This is a genomic window from Paenibacillus sp. J22R67, assembly GCF_059692175.1.
Genome location: NZ_JCAUAX010000008.1, coordinates 26,523 through 47,609, shown reverse-complemented (window position 1 = coordinate 47,609; position 21,087 = coordinate 26,523). Strand labels below are relative to the sequence as shown.

At 49.7% G+C, this 21,087-nt stretch carries 13 protein-coding genes; all 13 read left to right on the top strand.

Annotation, left to right across the window (positions count from 1 at the left end):
- The first annotated feature begins 208 nt into the window (after nt 1–208).
- Nucleotides 209–2,074: a 3D-(3,5/4)-trihydroxycyclohexane-1,2-dione acylhydrolase (decyclizing) gene (gene iolD, locus AC58VC_RS26145; protein ID WP_497372860.1), complete on the top strand. Its 1,866-nt coding sequence runs from the start codon at nt 209–211 to the stop codon at nt 2,072–2,074.
- An 18-nt stretch (nt 2,075–2,092) separates the two neighbouring features.
- Nucleotides 2,093–3,001, top strand: coding sequence for a myo-inosose-2 dehydratase (iolE, locus tag AC58VC_RS26140; RefSeq protein ID WP_497372858.1), 909 nt, complete (start codon nt 2,093–2,095; stop codon nt 2,999–3,001).
- 7 nt (nt 3,002–3,008) lie between these two features.
- Nucleotides 3,009–4,019: a 5-dehydro-2-deoxygluconokinase gene (iolC, locus tag AC58VC_RS26135; protein WP_497373285.1), complete on the top strand. Its 1,011-nt coding sequence runs from the start codon at nt 3,009–3,011 to the stop codon at nt 4,017–4,019.
- A gap of 42 nt (nt 4,020–4,061) precedes the next feature.
- Entirely contained in the window at nt 4,062–5,507 is a 1,446-nt protein-coding gene (locus AC58VC_RS26130; RefSeq protein ID WP_497372856.1) for a CoA-acylating methylmalonate-semialdehyde dehydrogenase, read from the top strand.
- A 43-nt stretch (nt 5,508–5,550) separates the two neighbouring features.
- Nucleotides 5,551–6,429 (top strand): class II fructose-1,6-bisphosphate aldolase, encoded by an 879-nt coding sequence (fba, locus tag AC58VC_RS26125; RefSeq protein WP_497372854.1) that lies wholly within the window; start codon nt 5,551–5,553, stop codon nt 6,427–6,429.
- Nucleotides 6,426–7,469: an inositol 2-dehydrogenase gene (iolG, locus tag AC58VC_RS26120; protein ID WP_497372852.1), complete on the top strand. Its 1,044-nt coding sequence runs from the start codon at nt 6,426–6,428 to the stop codon at nt 7,467–7,469. The genes fba and iolG overlap by 4 nt, the downstream gene beginning before the upstream one ends.
- Nucleotides 7,470–7,502: 33 nt before the next feature.
- Nucleotides 7,503–8,321, top strand: a complete 819-nt coding sequence (iolB, locus tag AC58VC_RS26115) for a 5-deoxy-glucuronate isomerase (RefSeq protein WP_497372850.1) — start codon at nt 7,503–7,505, stop codon at nt 8,319–8,321.
- A gap of 83 nt (nt 8,322–8,404) precedes the next feature.
- Nucleotides 8,405–9,415, top strand: coding sequence for a LacI family DNA-binding transcriptional regulator (locus AC58VC_RS26110; RefSeq protein WP_497373283.1), 1,011 nt, complete (start codon nt 8,405–8,407; stop codon nt 9,413–9,415).
- Between the two features lie 116 nt (nt 9,416–9,531).
- A complete protein-coding gene (locus AC58VC_RS26105) occupies nt 9,532–10,515 on the top strand; it encodes a formylglycine-generating enzyme family protein (protein ID WP_497372848.1) in 984 nt (327 codons plus the stop codon).
- 35 nt (nt 10,516–10,550) lie between these two features.
- Complete coding sequence (locus AC58VC_RS26100) at nt 10,551–10,721, top strand: hypothetical protein (protein WP_497372846.1); 171 nt, start codon at nt 10,551–10,553, stop codon at nt 10,719–10,721.
- 787 nt (nt 10,722–11,508) lie between these two features.
- Entirely contained in the window at nt 11,509–14,307 is a 2,799-nt protein-coding gene (locus AC58VC_RS26095; protein ID WP_497372844.1) for a carbohydrate binding domain-containing protein, read from the top strand.
- Nucleotides 14,308–14,439: 132 nt separating this feature from the next.
- Nucleotides 14,440–15,198 (top strand): response regulator transcription factor, encoded by a 759-nt coding sequence (locus tag AC58VC_RS26090; protein WP_497372842.1) that lies wholly within the window; start codon nt 14,440–14,442, stop codon nt 15,196–15,198.
- 117 nt (nt 15,199–15,315) lie between these two features.
- Entirely contained in the window at nt 15,316–21,063 is a 5,748-nt protein-coding gene (locus AC58VC_RS26085) for a carbohydrate binding domain-containing protein (protein ID WP_497372840.1), read from the top strand.
- Nucleotides 21,064–21,087 lie beyond the last annotated feature (24 nt).

The following is a 21,087-nucleotide window of genomic DNA, read 5'->3' as shown; positions in this document are numbered from 1 at the left end:
GAATACATATATGTAAAAACCTATTTCAGCATTACAAGGAATAGACTTTTTTTTAATCCAAAAATGAGGCTGGAAAATAATTGTTGAAGCATTTGAAATCCTGTAGTAATATCAAATTAAGCGCTTAACCTCATCAGGGATTAAGTGCTTAAAACAAGAGAGATTAAGCGCTTAATCCCTCGGGATAGCAAAGGAGATCGAGATACCTATGAGCACAATCCGCTTAACGATGGCGCAAGCTTTGCTTCGATTTTTGGACAATCAATACATATCAGTTGATGGTAGTGAGCAGAAGTTTGTTGAAGGTGTTTTCGGGATTTTTGGACATGGCAACGTGACGGGCATTGGCGAAGCGTTGGAACGAAGCGCAGGCAGTCTTACTTATAGGCAAGGTAAAAATGAACAAGGTATGGTGCATTCTGCAATCGCTTTCGCCAAACAGCGGAACCGGCAGCAAATTTATGCCTGCACGAGCTCGATTGGCCCAGGTGCATTAAATATGGTCACAGCTGCTGCGACAGCGACGGTTAACCGCATTCCGGTGCTGCTGCTGCCGGGAGACAATTTTGCCTCCAGACAACCAGATCCTGTGCTGCAGCAATTAGAATCAATTCAGGATTATACGATATCGGCCACGGACGCTTTCAAAACGGTAAGCAAGTACTGGGACCGAATCGTCAGACCGGAACAGCTGATGACAGCTGCCGTTCAGGCTATTCGTGTATTAACGGATCCGGCCGAGACCGGAGCAGTAACCTTAGCTCTGCCGCAGGATGTACAGGCAGAGGCCTACGATTATCCTTTAGCTTTCTTCGATAAGAAAGTCCATTATATCGACCGTCGACCAGCCGCAGAAGGCGCGGTCAAACGTGCAGCAGAGCTGCTGAAAGGCAAGCGGAAGCCGCTCATTATCGCCGGCGGCGGCGTGCTGTACGCTTCCGCATCGCAGGAGCTTGCTGCGTTCGCCGAAGCCTTTGGCATTCCCGTGGCCGAAACACAAGCCGGCAAAAGCGCTTTGCCTTGGAACCACCCGCTGCAGGTCGGCGCAATCGGTGTGACAGGGTCGCTGGCAGCCAACCGGCTTGCGCAAGAGGCGGACGTCATTATCGGCGTCGGTACGCGGTACTCCGATTTTACGACAGCGTCGAAGTCGGCTTTTGCTCATCCTGATGTGCAATTCGTAAACATTAACGTCAGCGGATTTGATTCTGCGAAATTAAATGGCGTGGGGATTACCGCAGATGCGAAAGAAGGTCTTAGCGCCTTACGGGAAGCGCTTACGAAGTCGGCTTATAGCACCGCTTATGTAAGCGGGGAAATTGACGGGCTTAGAAAGCAATGGACCGCTGAAGTGGACCGTTTGTACGCAGCCCAGCATGAGGCTGGACTAGCGCAAACTCGTGCATTAGGTGTAATCAACGCAGAGATTGACCCCTCCTCCGTCATCGTTTGCGCTGCTGGCAGCCTGCCAGGTGATCTGCACCGATTATGGCGGCCTGTCGAGCCCAAAACCTATCACATGGAGTACGGCTTCTCCTGTATGGGGTACGAAATTGCCGGAGCATTCGGCGCTGCACTGGCAGAACCGGATCGTGACGTATACGCCATGGTAGGCGACGGCAGTTACTTGATGATGCATTCCGAGATGGTCACCAGCCTACAAGAAGGACGCAAAATTACCGTTTTGCTGTTTGACAACCACGGCTTTCAATGCATTCATAACCTCCAAAGGAGCCAAGGCAGTGATGGCTTCGGGAATGAATTCCGTTACCGTACTGAAGCAACAGGCGGTTTGACGGGAGCCTACATGCCCATTGATTTTGCCACGCATGCTCGCAGTTTGGGTGCTAAGGCTTATAGGGCAAATACGGCTGAAGAGCTTCAGACAGCGCTGCGGCAAGCCAAGCAGGAGAGTGTGACTACACTCATTGAAATTGCCGTCGTTCCAGGCACGAATACCGATGGCTATGAATCCTGGTGGAATGTCGGCGTACCCGAGGTTTCCGTCTCAAGCAAGGTTGTGCAAGCGCACGAAAATATGAAGGCCCGCATTCAGGCGGTCACCATTATTTAGCGAGAGGGGATACGAGGCATGGGAAAACAGCCTTTTAAACTTGGCATACATCCAATTAACTGGGTTGGCGAGGATGTGAAGGAACACGGCGCTGATACCACTTTTGAGCAAATTGTTGACGATATTCGGGCGTTAGGCTTGACCGGTACAGAGATGGGACGCAAATACCCGACCGATCCTGCCGTATTGAAGGCAGAGCTTGCGAAACGTGGCATTGAGCTGGTTTCACAATGGAAATCGGTGCTTTTTTCCGACCCGGCTTATCGGGAGGCAGAGCTTGAAGCTTATCGCAAGCATGTGGAGTTTCTTCATGAAATGGGAAGTACGGTCATCTCTACCTGCGAAGTGGGAGGTTCACTGCACTTTGATCCGCGGCGTACGCCTAACGAGAAGGAAGTACTGCGTTTCGATGAAGCAGCCTGGCGTTCGCTGGCGGATGGCTTGAATGCAGCCGGAGCTATCGCGAAGGAATACGGTCTCAAACTAACGTATCATCATCACGGCGGAACGGCTGTAGAGCAACCGGAAGAAATCGATCGTTTAATGGAACTGACCGATCCTAATCTTGTGTATCTATTGTTTGATACAGGTCATGCCTATTATGGCGGCGCAGATCCGCTTGCGGTTTTGCGTAAGCATTACGACCGTATTGCATATATTCATTTAAAGGATATTCGGCAAGAGATCCTCGACCAAGCGCGCGCTGCGAACGCGGATTTCGTTACTTGCATCCGACAAGGTGTGTTCACGGTACCGGGCGACGGATGTCTGGATTTCGCTCCGATTTTCCATGAGCTGCTGGAACGCAAATACAGCGGGTGGGCAATGCTCGAAGGCGAGCAAGATCCTGCTGAACATCCAGCTTACGAGTATGCGAAGAAATCGCTTGATTTTATCCAAACGCTCATATCCCAAGAAAGCAGGTAGAGAAGCCATGACTTATGTATCTTTTCCTACGAATAAACCGCTTGATTTTGTAGCCATTGGACGCTTATGCATCGACTTGAATGCGAACGAAATTCATCGCCCCATGGAAGAAACGATGACTTTCACCAAATATGTAGGTGGATCGCCTGCGAACATCACGATTGGGATGTCGCGTTTGGGTCTGAATACGGCTTTCATCGGGAAAGTCGCTAACGATCAAATGGGCCGTTTTATTACAGACTATCTACAGCGCAACAAGATCGACACCACTGGTGTTGTGACAGATACAACCGGAGCCGTGACAGGGCTTGCTTTTACAGAGATTAAAAGTCCTACCGATTGCAGCATCCTGATGTACCGTGACAATGCAGCTGATCTTAAGCTGACATCTAACGAGGTTCAAGAAGAGCTGATCGCACAGGCTAAGGTGCTTCTTATTTCCGGGACGGCTCTAGCCAAAAGCCCATCGCGGGAAGCGGTATTCCAAGCGCTTAATTATGCGAAAAAGCACGGCGCAGTCATCGTCTTTGATCTGGATTATCGCCCTTATACATGGACATCCCCGGAGGAGACGGCGGTTTATTATAATCTGGCTGCTGAAAAATGCGACATTATCCTCGGAACGCGTGAAGAGTTTGATATGATGGAGTGTTTCGAAAATAATGAGTCTTCCAATGACAAAGTGACAGCTTCCAAATGGTTTAACCATTCTGCCAAAATCGTCATCATCAAGCATGGAAAAGATGGCTCCATCGCCTATACGCAGGATGATGAGGGTCACCGGGCGAAGAGTTTTCCGGCCAAAGTCGTCAAAACATTCGGGGCAGGAGACTCCTATGCTGCAGGTTTCCTATATGGCGTCATGCAAGGCTGGACGCTTGAGAAGAGCATGGAATTCGGGAGCGCTGCCGCATGTATCGTCATTTCCAGCCATAGCTGCTCGGATGCGATGCCTAGCGTCGACCAAGTAGAAGACTATATTGAGCGCTGCAATCGCAATGAAATTACTGCCTCATAGGCGAAATTCAGAAACCAGGCAACATTGAAGGGGGAAACGACAATGACACAAGTATTGAAAAACTTGATTGGCGGAGCATGGGTAGAATCAACTGCATCGCATAACGAAGCTGTGATGAATCCAGCAACCGAAGAAATAATTGCTTATGTGCCATTTTCAACCAAAGAGGATGTAGATCAAGCCGTTCAAGCGGCCAACGCTGCTTTTAAAACATGGAGCAATACACCTGTTCCGCGCAGAGCCCGCGTTCTGTTCAAATATCAGCAGCTGTTAGTCGATCATTGGGAAGAGCTGGCTCGCCTTGTAACCAAAGAAAATGGAAAAAGTTACACGGAAGCTTACGGTGAAGTCTTGCGCGGTATCGAGTGCGTCGAGTTCGCTGCGGGTGCGCCGAATTTGATGATGGGCAAGCAGCTTCCGGATATCGCAACGGGGCTGGAGTCTGGCATGTATCGCTACCCGGTTGGCGTTGTTGGCGGTATTACGCCTTTCAACTTCCCGATGATGGTGCCTTGCTGGATGTTTCCACTGGCGATTGCTTGCGGGAATACGTTCATTTTGAAACCGTCCGAGCGGACGCCGCTGCTGGCTAATCGTTTGGCCGAGTTGTTCATGGAAGCCGGCTTGCCGGAAGGTGTGCTGAACATCGTTCACGGCGCGCACGACGTGGTTAACGGCATTTTGGAGCATAAGGACATTAAGGCGGTTTCTTTCGTAGGGTCACAGCCAGTCGCAGAATATGTGTATAAAACAGCCTCCGCACACGGGAAACGAGTACAGGCGCTTGCTGGCGCCAAAAACCATTCCATCGTCCTGCCAGACGCTAACCTTGACCTAACAGTCAAAGAAATTATTAATGCTTCCTTCGGTTCCGCGGGAGAACGCTGCATGGCTTGCTCAGTTGTTGTAGCCGTGGGAGATGTAGGCGATAAGCTCGTAGAGAAGTTAGTGGAAGCTGCGGACAAAATTACAATCGGCAATGGGAATGAAGATGGAGTTTTCCTTGGACCTGTCATTCGCGGACCGCATAAAGAGCGCACGCTGCAATACATTCAAACTGGGGAGCAAGAAGGAGCTTTACTGCTGCGCGATGGACGCAAAGATACGGCTGTGAGCGGTGAAGGCTACTTCGTTGGGCCAACGATTTTTGACAACGTGCAATGTGACATGAAAATTTGGAAAGACGAAATTTTTGCCCCTGTGCTCTCTATCGTGCGGGTAGATTCCCTAGAGGATGCTATCGATTTGGCTAATCGTTCGGATTTTGCGAATGGCGCCTGCATCTTCACGGATAGCGGAAGCGCTGTAAGACAATTCCGAGATACGATTGATGCCGGGATGCTGGGTGTCAACCTTGGCGTACCAGCGCCAATGGCATTCTTCCCATTCTCAGGATGGAAGAAGTCTTTCTATGGCGATCTGCATGCGAACGGCACGGATGGCGTTGAATTTTATACACGGAAGAAAATGGTAACAGCTCGCTGGTAATGTAAGTAGAAAACGTGATGGAGATAGAGAAGGAGTGGAAGGCATGGCGCTTGTTTCGATGAAAGATATGCTGCAAAGGGCACTTGAAGAGAAGTACGCCGTAGGGCAGTTTAATTTGAACAACTTGGAATTTACCCAAGCCATTCTGCAAGCGGCACAGGAAGAGAAGGCACCTGTCATTCTCGGTGTCAGCGAGCCTTATATTCCTTATATGGGCGGGCTTCCATGCATTGTAGGAATGGTTAATGCGCTCATTGAACATTACGGAATTACCGTGCCGGTTGCGCTTCACTTAGATCACGGCACAACTTATGAGGTGTGTGTACGGGCGATTCATGCAGGCTTTACCTCTGTGATGATCGACGCCTCGCACCACGGATTGGATGCGAACATTGAGGTGACTCAGCGGGTCACTCAAATGGCTCATGTCCTTGGGGCAACCGTCGAAGCAGAGCTTGGAAGAATCACTGGACGCGAGGATGACTTGGTGGTGGACGAAGCCGAGGGGATGTACGCAGTGCCAGAGGATTGCGTCAAATTGGTGTATGAAACCGGGATAGACTGCTTGGCTCCTGCTTTAGGTTCCGTGCACGGACCTTACCGGGGTCAGCCTAAACTAGGCTTCGACCGGATGGGCGAAATTCAGCGACTGACAGGTCTGCCGCTTGTTCTGCACGGCGGCAGCGGTCTGCCGGAGAGTGAAATCCGGCAAGCGATCGCTTTGGGGACTTGCAAAATTAATGTCAATACAGATAACCAATCAGCCTGTACAGCAGCGATCCGCAGCTATTTACAAGAGCATCCGGAAGCTTACGATCCGCGTAATTATTTGATCCCGGCGAGGGAAGCGATCAAGGCTTCAGTGAAGGCGAAAATTCGTTTGTTCGGCAGTGATGGTAAAGCGGGAGGAAATGTACAATGAAGAAGATCAGAGTTGGCATCATCGGTGCGGGACGAATCGGAAAAATTCATACGGATAATTTGTTGAAATTACCGCAGGTTGAAGTCGTTGCGGTGAGTGATTTATTTGCTGGCGAGGAGCTTACAGCTTGGGCAGCGGAAAGAGGCATCGATCAAGTCGTACAAGACAGCCAAGTGCTAATCGCTAATCCCGACATTGACGCTGTGTTTATTTGCTCGTCGACGGATACGCACGTACCCTTGATTAAGCAAGCGGCGAAAGCGGGCAAACACATTTTCTGTGAGAAACCAGTTTCCATGGACATTACGCAAACCGAAGAGGCGCTGGAAACGGTACGTCAAGCAGGAGTCCAACTGCAAATCGGATTTAATCGCCGATTCGATCATAACTTTAAACGTGTGCGCGACCATGTGCAAAATGGGACCATCGGAGACCCTCATATTGTAAAAATCACATCGCGCGACCCGAATCCTCCCCATCCGGATTACATTAAAGTTTCTGGCGGTATTTTCATGGATATGATGATCCACGACTTTGATATGGCTAGATTCGTAACCGGCAGCGAAGTGGAAGAGGTGTATGCACAGGGGAATGTGCTGATCAATCCGGTTTTCGCTGAGCATGGCGATGTAGATACGGCTATTGTGACGCTTCGCTTCGCAAACGGTGCGCTCGGCGTCATCGATAATAGCCGCCAGGCCGTCTACGGTTACGATCAGCGCGTAGAAGTATTCGGCTCCAAAGGCAGTGTCGCCGTAACCAACGATCATCCAAATACGGCGGAAATCTCCACAGCCGAAGGCATTATGCGGGATAAACCGCTGCATTTCTTCTTGGAACGCTATAATGCAGCGTATATCCTTGAGACTCAAATGTTCATTGACAGTCTAGTGAATGGTCATGCGCTGCCTGTTGAAGGCTTTGACGGGCTGCAAGCAGAACGGATCGCATTGGCTGCGAAGTTCTCTAGAGAGCTGCAGCGTCCAGTGAAAATCAGTGAAATCAGCGAGCTGTTGTCGCAGCAGTCTGTAGCACAATAAAGCTCAATTAGGTGGTAGGGAGGCAGGGATCGTATGTCGGATTCAAATCTGATCGTTAAAGCCCATGAGGCAGATAAAGAGGGTGTCGTCCTTACCGTCACTCCCGAGTCTGCAGGGTGGGAGTATGTCGGGTTTCAAGTCGTCAAGCTTGCAGAAGGCCAAGTTCTGCGTCGTGAAACAGGAAGCAATGAAATCTGCCTGGTCCTTTTAAGCGGGAAGGCGGACGTCTCTACCAAGCTCCAATCATGGCAAGGAATCGGTGAACGGATGAGCGTATTTGAGAAGATTGCACCTTATTCCGTGTATGTGCCGAATGATGATATATACGAAGTTAAGGCCCTTACGGACGTGGAGTTGGCGGTATGCGCCGCTCCAGGTTTTGGCCGATACCCGGCCCGACTGATTGAGCCAGCTCAGGTTAGCATCGAGGCTCGCGGATATGGCAATATCGAGCGCCGGATTCATAATATCCTCCCAGAACAGGAGTCAGCTGACAGCTTACTCGTTGTGGAGGTCTTTACCCCAGATGGGCATTGGTCCAGCTACCCGCCTCATAAGCATGATCGGGATTCGCTTCCTGATGAGTCATTACTGGAGGAAACCTACTACTTCCATGTTCAGCCAGAGCAGGGCTTCGCAATTCAACGTGTGTATACAGACGATCGCTCCCTGGATGAGACGTTAGTCGTCCGTGACGGTCAAACGGTGTTGGTGCCAAAAGGTTATCATCCCGTGTGTGCGCCGCCTGGATACGAAGTGTATTACTTGAATGTGATGGCAGGGCCTACGAGGACGTGGAAGTTCCATAACGATCCCGATCACGCTTGGCTCATGACGAAACCTCGCGAATAGCGGCTGTATGACCGGGTTGCAACTTGGATGCCTTCTGAGCATAATAGAGACTAATGTGGATGAAACAACGATGGGAGAAGCAAATGAAGGCAACCATATATGATGTAGCCCGTGAAGCCGGTGTATCGATAGCGGCCGTTTCGCAGGTAATTAACGGAAAAGGCAAAATCAGCGAAGAACGCCGCAACGAAATTTTTCTCGTTATGCAGCGGTTAAATTATCGACCGAGCGTAATTGCTTCAGCTTTGACAGGCAAAAAAACATACACCCTCGGGCTGCTCGTCCCCGATATTTCTAATCCTTTTTTTGCTGAAATCGCGCATGCGGTTGAAGATCAAGGACATAAGCTCGGTTATAGCATCGTCATCTGCTCTACGCATAACGAAGATGAGCGAATTGAGCGGTACTTGACGCTGCTGCAGCAAAAGAGTGTAGACGGCATGATCATCGGTACCGGAATGGATAATTTGGAGCTTTTGTCTCCCTTGGTAGATAAGTCGATTCCGATTGTTTCCATCGCTCGGGAGATGGCAAGTCCTTATGTGCAAACTGTGCATGTTGGTGACTTCGAAGGGGGCAAACTAGCGGCGCAGCATTTGCTGGAGCTCGGACATACCCGGATTGCTGTGTTGGCCGAGCATCTGAAGGTCAGTTCCTCCCGTGAGCGCATTCGCGGGTTCCGCGAGGCGTTAGCGGGCGCTGGGCTGGAGCTGCCGGAAGACTCAGTGAAGTCAGGCGGCTATGATCTGCTTCGCGACGGCAAACGCCAAACGATGGAGCTGCTCCAGCAGGAGGGGCGCCCTTCGGCGCTCTTTTGCTGTAACGACCTGCTCGCTATTGGTGCGCTGCAAGCCGCCAAAGCTTTGGGTCTACGCGTGCCGGAGGATGTGTCGATCGTCGGCTTCGACGATACGATTCTGGCCTCGGTCACAGACCCGCCTTTGACCACGATCGCCCAGCCCATTGAAGCGATGGGCAAGCTGGCCGTTGATCTTGTGATCGCGCAGCTCGCGAACAAGGCGGAGGCAAAGCCGGAGCAAGTGCTTAAACCGGTGCTAGTTGTACGCAAGTCTACCGGAGTGATAAACAAGTAAACAAGCAGGGACCAGTCGATGATTGTCGAATGGTCCTTTCTTGTTGGCTTGGAAGGTGATATTCTTGTTTTATAAAGTTGTTTTGGCATTCTTTATAAAATGGGGAGGAGATTTTTTTGGAAGCTAATAAGTCCTGTTGTTCAGCAAGTCGAGATTCAGCTACACAAGTTCACTCCGACGCTCCGACACCTGTTCAGGCTCAGACTCAAGAGATCGGTCCTATCGATAGTCAAACTTTGGACAAGTCGAGCATGATCTATTTGGATGGGGGCACGTTCCTGATGGGGACGGACGATCAAGAAGGATTCCCAGCAGATGGTGAAGGACCGGTACGCGAAGTGACAATCAAGCCTTTTTACATAGATCCATGTACAGTGACCAATGCGGAATTTAAGCAATTTATTGATCAAACGGGGTATCGAACCGAAGCGGAATCGTTCGGATGGTCATTTGTGTTTCATCTGTTTGTGTCTGAAGCCACAGCCCAAAAGGTGAAATCCGCAGTGCAGCAAACACCGTGGTGGTGGGTTGTCGAGGGAGCTGATTGGCAGCATCCGGAAGGACCGGACTCGAGTGTGGAAGACAGGTGGGATCATCCGGTGATCCACGTGTCGTATCAGGATGCGCTTGCTTACTGCAAATGGTCTGGCAAACGTCTTCCTACAGAAGCCGAATGGGAGTACGCAGCTCGAGGCGGCTTGGTGCAAAAGCGCTACCCTTGGGGGGATGAGCTGAAGCCGGGCGGCCAGCATAGATGCAACATTTGGCAGGGGAAATTCCCGATCAAGAATAACGCGAGCGATGGCTATGCGGGTACTGCGCCGGTTCGAGCTTTCGAACCTAATGGTTACGGATTGTATAACGTTGCGGGCAACGTTTGGGAGTGGTGTTCGGATTGGTTCAGCCCGGACTACCACATCAAAGCCAAACGAGTGAACCCGTCAGGCCCTCCATCCGGCCAAGCCCGTGTGATGCGCGGAGGGTCATACTTGTGCCACAAATCGTATTGCAATCGGTACCGGGTAGCTGCGCGAAGCAAGAACACACCGGACAGCTCAACAGGGAACATTGGATTCCGCTGCGCAGCGGATGCTGAATAGAGACATTGTTTTCACAATAGGAGGTTCAGCTTACAGTGATCAAGTGTAGACATTGTTCCAAAATGACAGATCTTCAATTGCAGAAATGTACGCACTGCGGAGTAGTTCTGGGTTATTCAGTTGCAGAGAAATTCGATCTACTCGCTGAATCGGTTGAGCATGCACTGAAGAAGGAATTGGAAACGAGAAGAAAGCTGAAGCATTGACGGGAGATAGTCAGAAAAGACATGGAAAGGTCGCTTATAGAGCGGCCTTTTTGAGCATATAAGCATTTATATGTTTTTGGGTAAGTGAAGTTATCCCTTTATTTAACATTATTTAACTAATTCAGGGTTTTGGGAGTGTTTTCCACCCCTGGTTTTTGTTTCAGGTGGGGTCGATGGGTGGCGCCTGGAGAGAGTCAAGCTCATTGCTCATTGGATGAATTCCAACGAACATGCGATTTTTGACGCTTAAATGCCATTCTCGTTGGACTAAATCCAACAAAGAGATGAATTTTGTGAGGGTTCAGCACCATTGTAGCTGCTCTTGTTGGATTTCATCCAACGAAAAGAAGAGTGAACACGTATGCACAGCGTTCTCATTGGATTTCGTCCAATGAGAGCTGGTAGTAAGCTAATTCTAGCGTGTTTAAGTACTGATAAAAGGTGGGGTGCAATAGAGAGGTAAGGTGAGTGGAGAAATTTTCAAGAGGAGTCTAAATGGATTGTCCCCTTGGAACTGGGATGCTGAGAGGATGGATTATTTGTAAGTAACGCCGATTACTCCTGTTATTTTCAAATCGCTAAACAAGCCTGCCCATACTCACTGTATACATGACCGTCCCGACAACTGTTTCCCACAGAACCCAATCCGGTTCGCCTCCCCCGGTTTAAGTTCGCAATTAAGGTCAATTTATTGATATTCAGTCCAATTTAATCTCGAGTCAGACCAAGTATACTTAATTTGTAGACGCTTACAAGTCTGCAAAATAGAGTGACTGGGGTGATATTGATGTACGCAGGTTTCGCGTCACGGACAGCTAGAAGGAAAATGTCGTTCATGATGATCTGGGTGTTATCGGTCATGATGCTTTGGGGGTTGGTCTATACGCCGCCAGCGGCAGAAGCAGCGGTTACCGGTTTCGTCACACGCTCGGGGAACCAGCTTCAACTGGGGGGCCAGCCCTTCCGGTTCAGCTCCGCGAATATTTACTGGCTGGGGCTGGATGAGAACGTGCCGACGAATGGCACGATTGATTTCCCGACGTCATTCCGCGTGGATGACGCGCTCGCAACAGCCAAAGAAATGGGCGCAACGGTTGTTCGTTCCCATGCCATCAACTCTTTTGGTTGTGCCAAATGTCTTATGCCAACGCTCGGTACCTATAACGAAGCCGCTTGGCAAAAGGTTGACTACGCCATTAAAGCAGCAGGCGATCAAGGGATCCGCTTAATTCTGCCGATTGTTGATATGTATAACTACTATCATGGCGGTAAGAAAACGTGGACCAAATGGTATGGGTATCCAGATGATGGCGTCATCTACACAGGGTATGAATTTTTTAGCGACGCCAATATTATTAGCGCATTTAAGCAGCATTTGAGCGTCCTCCTGAATCGGGTTAATACCTACACCGGGGTAGCGTATAAGAACGATCCGACAATTTTGGCTTGGGAGACGGGCAATGAACTTGGATGGTTTGATAATCCGACACAGCTCAAGAATTGGACACAGGACATAGCCAACTACCTGAAGCAGCAAGACCCGAATCATTTGGTGGCCGATGGTAATTATGGCGTTGCAGATGCGCATTTGGCGATTGCCAGTATCGACATGTACTCGGACCATTTTTACACGTGGGGGAATAAAGGGTTGTCGGTACCCATTCTGCAGCAGCAAGCGAATAAAGTCAGAACGGCCGGGAAAGTGATGTTTGTCGGGGAATACGATTGGACGAATGAGCAGTTCGGAACTTTGGCAAATTTCCATACGGCGATCGAAAATGATTCGGTCATCGCAGGTGATATGTACTGGGCACTATTTGGCCACAACGACAACTATGGTTATGTGCAGCATCCTGACGGCTTCACGGTTCATTACCCTGGCGATACCACCTTTATGCGCACACAAGCACAGCAGATGAGAACTCACGCTTATAAAATGAGAGGCATCACCACGCCGCCGGCTCATGGGATTCCGGGAGCACCTCTCATTACGGGTTCGTCGACGTCCGGTGGTAAGTATGTGCTGAACTGGCGCGGTTCGGTGCCATCTGACAAGTACACCGTAGAGCGTTCTACGGCAGGCAGCAGCGGACCTTGGACGGTTGCTTGCAACCAATGCGCAACTGACAATCAAACGCCATGGACGGATGCTGGCTCTACAGCAGGCGCAGCAACTTGGTACAGAGTAAAGGGACATAACTTATCCGGTATTGCCGGCTCTTATTCGAATGTGTACGCGATTACCGGCACGCAGCTGCCTGCACCCGGAAGCTTCACGCAATCGCTGCCAACTAGCGGATCTACGAATGTCAGCGTAACGCCGCAATTCACATGGGGAGCGTCTTCGAATGCTTCTTCCTACACGCTCGTCGCCTCGGATAATACGACTTATACGAATCCTGTTATCAACGTTAGCGGACTCACAAGCACCAACTACACACCTACCAGTCTGCTTACGAACAACAGAACCTATTATTGGAAAGTGACAGCGCTAAACGGCACAGGGTCCACGAATGCCTCCAATGCAGGGCTGTCGTTCACAACGGTTGCGCAATCGGCTCCGACGACGACGGTGGATGATTTCGAAAGCTATGCCTCAGATACGGCGCTGCAATCGGCTTACGTGAGAAACTCCAGCGGGAACACGTTTACAGTGACTCGCGATACGGCGAACAAGGAAGCGGGCAGTTACGGCATGAAAATCGCCTATGCCGTTTCAGCTGCAACGGATTATGCTGGGGCCGTCCATACGCTCGGTAATGCAAATTGGACCGGTAATACCAGCTTAAATCTATGGGTTAAACCTGATGGCTCGAACCGCACACTCACGATTCAGTTCAAAGAATCAAACGGGGAGCTGTGGGAAACGTATTACACGTTAGCGGGGACGACGGCAACAACACTTTCGATACCTTTTACCAGCTTCCAACATCCGGGTTGGTTTAGTGGGGGGAATGGGGTCGTCGATTTGGGTTCCATTTCGGAGAGCAATCTTTATTTGAATAAAGGAGCAGGCGCAGACGGCAGCAGCACGATTTATGTGGACTCCATCAAGCTCGGAAACGGAACAACGCCTCCACCGCCAACTCCTGTGAACATTGACAATTTCGAGGGATATGGCGGTTCTAATGGCAATCTACAAGCAGCTTATGTCCCTAACAGCAGCGGCAATGCAATAACAGCTTCATTGGATTCAGCCAATAAGTCACAAGGCACGTATGGATTGAAGCTTGCGTATACGATGGGTACCCCGGATTATACTGGCGTCATTCACACGATTAGTCAAAATTGGACCAGCAAAACCGGCATCCAATTCTGGCTGAAGCCTGATGGCTCGAACCGCACGTTGACGATTCAGTTTAAGGAATCGAGCGGTGAGCTGTGGGAGAAGGCTTACACGCTCTCAAGCACGACAAGCGGAACAATTACATTGCCTTTTACCACATTCGCGCATCCTTCTTGGTATACGGGCGGGAACGGTACGAGAGATTTAGGTGCAATCGCGGAGTTTAATATTTACGTGAATCAAGGCTCAGGCGGCGCAGGTTCCAGTACGATTTATTTGGATGAAATTCAAGCTTACTAGGCTGTAGCAGGAAATTTTTTTGGAAAATCCGAAGCCGTCATGCGGAAATGTCCGTATGATGGCTTTTGCCTATGTGATAAAATGAAAGACACCAGTAGGAATAATCTGGAATGCCCCAAGGGTGGGATGAATATGGTCCGCATCATTGTCGTCGAAGACGAAAAACCGATTCAATTAGGCATCGTCAGCATGATTGAACGGATGGAGCCTGATTATCACGTGCTGGGCTCGTTTGGAAACGGGCTGGAGGCTTTGCGATTTTTGAACACACAGGCTGTAGACGTTGTTATTACGGATATATCCATGCCAAAAATGGATGGCTTTGAGCTTGCTGAACACGTTCGTAAGCAATACCCCCGAACGCATATTGTCATTCTAAGCGGGTTCAACCAATTTGAGTATGTCCGAAATGCGCTGCGCAAAGGCGTTAGTGATTATTTAGTCAAGCCTGTTAACAAAAAGGAGCTAGCGCAAATGCTACAGCAGGTGAGAGACTGCATGCAGGAAGAGCAGCATCAGAGAGAGCCAGAAACGGAAGCTTATGAGCGAAAAGTCGTCAGTACAGTCAAGAGGATTATTGAGCAGGCTTATCATCGTGAAATTGAGCTTTCCGAGCTCGCAAATCAAGTATATTTGACTGCCAGTTATGTTAGCTTTCTATTTCGCAAGGAAACGGGGATGACAATTACGGACTATATTATGCAGCTGCGCGTAACCAAAGCCAAGGAGCTGCTGCTTCGTCAATTGGAGCTCAAAACGTATGAAGTCGGCCAGGCTGTCGGTTACCCGGATGCGGCGTATTTCAACCGTTTATTCAAAAAGGTCGTCGGCATGACGCCACGGATGTACCGGGAGCAGACGAAGCTGTCTCATTTGCCGAACGGAAGCTAAAAAACTGTATTTGGCAATGCAGTCCAATAAAAAGCCAAGCCAGTACATTTTATCCGCAGAGTGACCCTCCTATAATTGTAGATGATCCAATTTGCAGGATACAGGGGAGGCGAACTTGTGCTAGTGAAGAGCATGTGTGCAAAACTGCTGGTAACATTATTGTTAGTGTCTACGATCTTTGGAGGATGGTTAGGAGCATCAGAATTGAAAGCGGATCCAATTTCGACATTGGATCATTTTATTACCCGTACAGGGGATAGGCTGATGGACGGTACGAGCGAGTACAGGTTTATTGGGGCTAATGCACCTACACTGACAATGGTGGAAGATGGCTACTGGCATGCGCCGACCGAGTGGGAGCAGCGGGATGCGTTCCAAGCGCTTAAGCAGATGGGCGCAACGGCAACAAGAACCTATGTGTTATCGGTTAAAAAGCAAGCGGATTATCCGGGCATGATTCGTCATGTCGAAGGACCGGGGCAGTTTAACGAGGATGCATTTAAAGCGCTTGACCGTGCGCTTGCACTTGCCAACGAATATGGCATTCGCTTAATTATTCCTTTCGTGGATCAATACGAATGGTGGGGCGGGATTGGCGAATATGCCGCCTTTCGAGGCAAAAACAAGGATGATTTCTGGACAGATCCGCAAATTATCGCGGATTTCAAAGCGACCATCTCTTATGCACTTAATCGTGTAAACACGATTACAGGTATCCCCTACAAGAATGACAAGGCGATTCTCGCTTGGGAAACAGGCAATGAGTTGACGCCATCATCCCCGACTTGGACGTCGGATATCGCCACTTTTATTAAGAGCAAGGATGCTAATCATCTAATTGTTGACGGTAAATATGGCATTGATGAGTCCTCGCTTGCGGCTGGCAGTCCAATTGATATCGTGAGCAATCATTACTACCCGAATCACTATGATAACTACGCCAATCAAGTTAGCTTGGATAAGTTGAAAGCCGCAGGCAAGAAAGCCTTTTATGTCGGCGAGTTTGGCTTTATACCAAAAACAAAGTTAACACCGTTCCTTAACAATGTTATTGAAAGCGGTACCAGTGGGGCATTAATTTGGAGCCTGCGCTATCACAGCGAGGATGGCGGCTTCTTCCGTCATACGGAAGGAACCTATGACGGCGTTTTCTATGAAGCTTACAAATGGCCGGGCTTCCCGGCAGGTGACAGCTTCGAAGAAGCAGCGACTCTGGCGTTGCTGCGTGATAGGGCGTATGAAATTCGCGGCATCGACAATGAGCCGGCAATAGATGCGCCAGCTGCGCCGGTTATGCTGCCTGTCGATACGGTGTCCCGTATCGGATGGAAAGGATCAACGGGGGCGGCAGCCTATACCGTGGAACGATCGGTTTACGCTGCTGGACCGTGGCAGGTTATCGGTGCAGAGGTGTATGATGCGGCAACGAGCGATTTGTTCGACGATATGAAATCTGTGACTGGGGCCACTTACTACTATCGAGTGAAGGCTGTAAATGCCACAGGTGAATCTCCCTACTCACAGGTCATGGGTCCTGTCATTGCCAAGCATGCAATCAGCGATGAGCTGATTGATTACAGCAAAATGTACCAGTATGCAACGGATCTCGCCTTTACAACGGATTCACCGGAGCTGTTTGCGGGTGATCATTACCGGCTAAAGCTGCAGCCGAATGCCGTGGATCAATTCGTTACGTATGCTCTGCCTGCGACAGCGAGCCAATCACGTGAAGTGAAAGCTTTATCCTTGCAGGTCACGGCCTTCAGAAGCCCTGAGCATCCAACGAGTGAGTTCACGATTTGGACCTCTGCGGACGGAACCAACTACACGGAGCTTCCAGTGACCAAAGCGGAATCAGGCGGGAGTTGGACGCAGGTAATTTACCGTACAAACAGTTTCCCGACGGATGCGGTTTATTATAAAATCGTTTTTCCGGCAGGAGATTCATTCTCCCAATTGGGTGGTGTGGAGCTTGTTTACAATCATACAAGCGGGGAAGAGCTTATCTATAAAAAGGCCAGCTCAGGCGCGGACTTCGTGACGGGGATATTGACCGATGAGATGAACAATGCGCTCAAAATGGTTGAGCATACGCCGAACTTATCGTTCACCTCGGACAATCCGCAATACTTCGGCAATGACCTTAAGAGGTTGACACGCACAGCGAATGAAGCCGAGTCGTTCGTGTATCGAACGACTGGGAATATGAACTATTTTGTCATGACGAGTTATGCAAGGCAAAATCCAAGCGACTACCGACTAGAGGATTTCACGTTCTCAACCTCAACCGATGGCATCCAGTACACACCTCTGCAAGGGCTCGCTAAAGAGGAAGTGCCTGGCGAGGGCTACTGGAACCGCACGGTGTACACAGCGTATACACTGCCAGCCGACACGAAGTACTTGAAGACTGTGTTCCCGCTAGTTCCTTCGACGCATGCCGACCAGACCTGGAATCCACAAGTGGGACGTATTCAAATCGGCGTCGGCGATGAGAAGCTAGAGCCGCCTAATCATGAAAAAAGTGCGGTTATTGAGAATTTTGAGGATTATAACGGCTCGAATACGACATTGAATCAAACGTACACGAAAAATCAGTGGGGCTCGCCACTGTCAATTTCAATCGATGGCGTTAACAAATCCGAAGGTAATTATGGCATGAAATTGAACTCTTCCCTCAGCGCAGGTTGGGCCGGGATGGAGAAGGGCATTACGAACACCGATTGGTCTGGCAATAGCGGGATTTCCTTCTGGGTGAAACCAACCGGCGGCACAACAGGTATTTCCATCCAATTTAATGAAGGCATGGAAACGAATGGTGAAGTGTGGAAAACGGATCTGCAAGTGTCAGGGGAAGAGGCTCAGCTTATCCAATTGCCTTTCAGTAAATTCTATGTTGCTGATTGGTGGAAAACATCCAACCCGGCAGCAGGAAACAATCAGATTGATCTATCCTCGATTATTACGTTCTCCTTGAATATGGATGGCCAAGGTGAAAGAACGCTTTATTTTGATGATTTTAGATTGTATAAATCACCGGTAGTTGATTTATTTGAAGGCTACGGAGACGACAATAGCAAGCTGCAAGCAGCATATAAGCGGAACACAAGCGGCGATGCAATCACGTTAACGCTAGACACTGACCATAAGCAAGCGGGTAAGTACGGTCTGAAGCTTGACTATGAGATGACAGATATCGGCTATGCAGGCGTTAGCAAAGCGATGAGCGGAGCAGATTGGTCAGGTTATAACGGCTTGCAGCTGTGGGTGAAACCCGGCGAAACAAACCGTGGGTTGACTTTGCAAATCAAGGAATCCAGCGGTGAGTATTGGGAGGCCAAACTACTTACCTCCGATATCGTCGAAGGGCTGCTGAGCCTTCCCTTTGGTGCCTTCCACCAGCCTTCCTGGTCCAGCAAACAGAATGGACTGTTAGATCTGACCTCTGTGGAAGAGTTTTCAATTTATGTCGACAAAGGAGCAGGAGGCAATGGAGCGGGCACTTTATACGTGGATTCCATTGAGGCAGCTCACGTCAAAAGCATAGATAGCTTCGACCTCTATAACCAGTCCGCTGCGGTGCAAGCGGATTATGTGCCAAGTCAGTGGGGCGATACGATTCAAGCTGCATTAGAAAGCGATACAAAGCAACAGGGGAAACATGCCATGAAGCTAAGCTATACGCTGACGGACGGCATTGGTTATGCAGGTGTCACACGTACGCTTGGCCAAGCGAACTGGACGCAAAACGGCAATGCGATTTCCTTCTGGCTGAAGTCTAACACGGCTGGACATGGACTTACCTTGCAATTAAAGGAAAGTGACGGCGACATCTGGGAAGCGCAAACGGCCATTACAGGAACTGAGGCGCGTGTAGTCCAAATTCCATTTGGCGGATTTGCCTTAAATAAACAGTGGTCTACGGGCGATGGCCAATTGAATTTGGCTAGCATTGCCGAGTACTCGATCTATGTGAACAAAGGCTCAGGGCAAGCAGGCGCGAATATGATCTACTTGGATACATTGGAGATTGATCAAGTGCCAGTGATCGACAATTTCGATTACTACGGCGGCGGGGGAGATTTGGTTGCAGGCGGCATCTATACGACCAATGTCTGGGGAGGTCCTGTAACTTTTACGCCGGATGCATCCCAGAAGGAAGCGGGTGCTTTTGGTGGAAAATATACGTATGAGCTGCCAACAGCATCCAAAAATTTCGCTGGGGTTAACAAGAAACTCGATCATATGAACTGGACAACATATGACGGTATTCGCTTGTGGATGAAAAAAGATGCTTCTAATCGGAAGCTGACGATTCAGTTCCTGGAGACTAACGGGGAAGCATGGGAGTCTTATATCACGCTTAGCGATGACGCTGCCGGTGTGATAAAGCTGCCGTTTAGCAAGTTCCAGTTAGCTCCATGGAGTACCAGCGGAGACGGGAAGCTAGACCTAAGCGATATCACGGAATTCTCCCTTTATGTCAATCAGGGGGATGGTGCAATAGGAGCAGGAACTTTATATTTTGATACTATCGAGATTTATCAAGATGGAATAACGTCCCCACCGATTGATGTCTCAGACAGAGGTGGCAGTGGCAGTGTCGGCGGCGGCAGTTCACCAGTGCTTGCTGTTGTTGAGAAAACCAACGAGCTAGAGTTGACAGCTAGCTCGCTAACCGTGCGTACTGTGACTGACAGCAATGGGCAATCCATAAAGCAAGCTGTCATTAAGGAAGATGCTCTCAAGCAGGCTGTTGAACTTTTAGCCAAAAAGCCACCAGGCACGCCAATCATCCTGACATATGATGAGTCGTCCCTCGACGAAGTGCTCATTCCGAGCTCTGCATGGTCGGGATCAGGGATTCTAAAGCTTCAAACGAAGTCAGGGACGTATTCGCTCCCGCCTTCGATTATGGAGAATCCGACAGTTCGGGATATGACTCACGAACTTCAACAACCGATTATGCTTCATGTAGCCATAACACCATTAGCAGCTGACGATGCTGCCAAAGTGCGCGAAGCAGCGCAGAAACAAGGTGCAGCACTAATTGGTCAGCCTGTTGAGTTCCGTCTTGCCATAAGCGGCAGCGATAAACGAGTAGAACTTCAAAACTTCGGCTCGCTTTTCGTGAAGAGAAGTTTGTTCACGAACGCTTCGGAGGATGTAAGCCATGCTTCGGCGGTTACTTACGACGAGCAAGCAGGAACATTTACGTATGTTCCAGCGACCTTTATACAGCAGGACAATGCAGCAGAGGCGGTCATTCGCAGAAATGGCAACAGTGTATATGCGATCGTTAAGCATGATCAAACGTTCAGCGATGTTCCAGCCAACCACTGGGCGCAGTCGGCCATTCAGGAGCTGGCGTCGAAGTTCCTGCTAACCGGCATGACGGAGAACACCTATGCACCTGATCGCTCAGTCACGCGAGCTGAGTTTATAACGATACTGACGAAAGCATTAGGGATTGTACCGATTAGTAAATCATCACCTGTCTTTACTGATGTAGGGGCTAGCGATTGGTTCGCAGGCCCAGTCCATGCTGCCAGAGAAATTGGCTTGATTGAGGGATTCGAAGACCAAAGCTTTAAGCCGAATAGCACGATAACCAGAGAGCAGATGGCCGTTATGCTGCAAAGAGCTCTTGCCTTGGCTGAAATTAAAACGGCTGTGAAATCATCCGCTGAGTTGACGTTCACCGACGAGGCAGCCTTCTCCTCGTGGGCCAAGGATGCGATTTCGCAGGCGGTGGGAGCGGGGCTGTTGAGCGGTTATCCTGACGGCGCTTATCGCCCTCAAGCTGTAGCTACACGCGCCGAAGCAGCGGTTGTTTTCCAACATCTAATAAGCATAATGAAATGACGCGATGAGGGGGCTTCGGCCCCC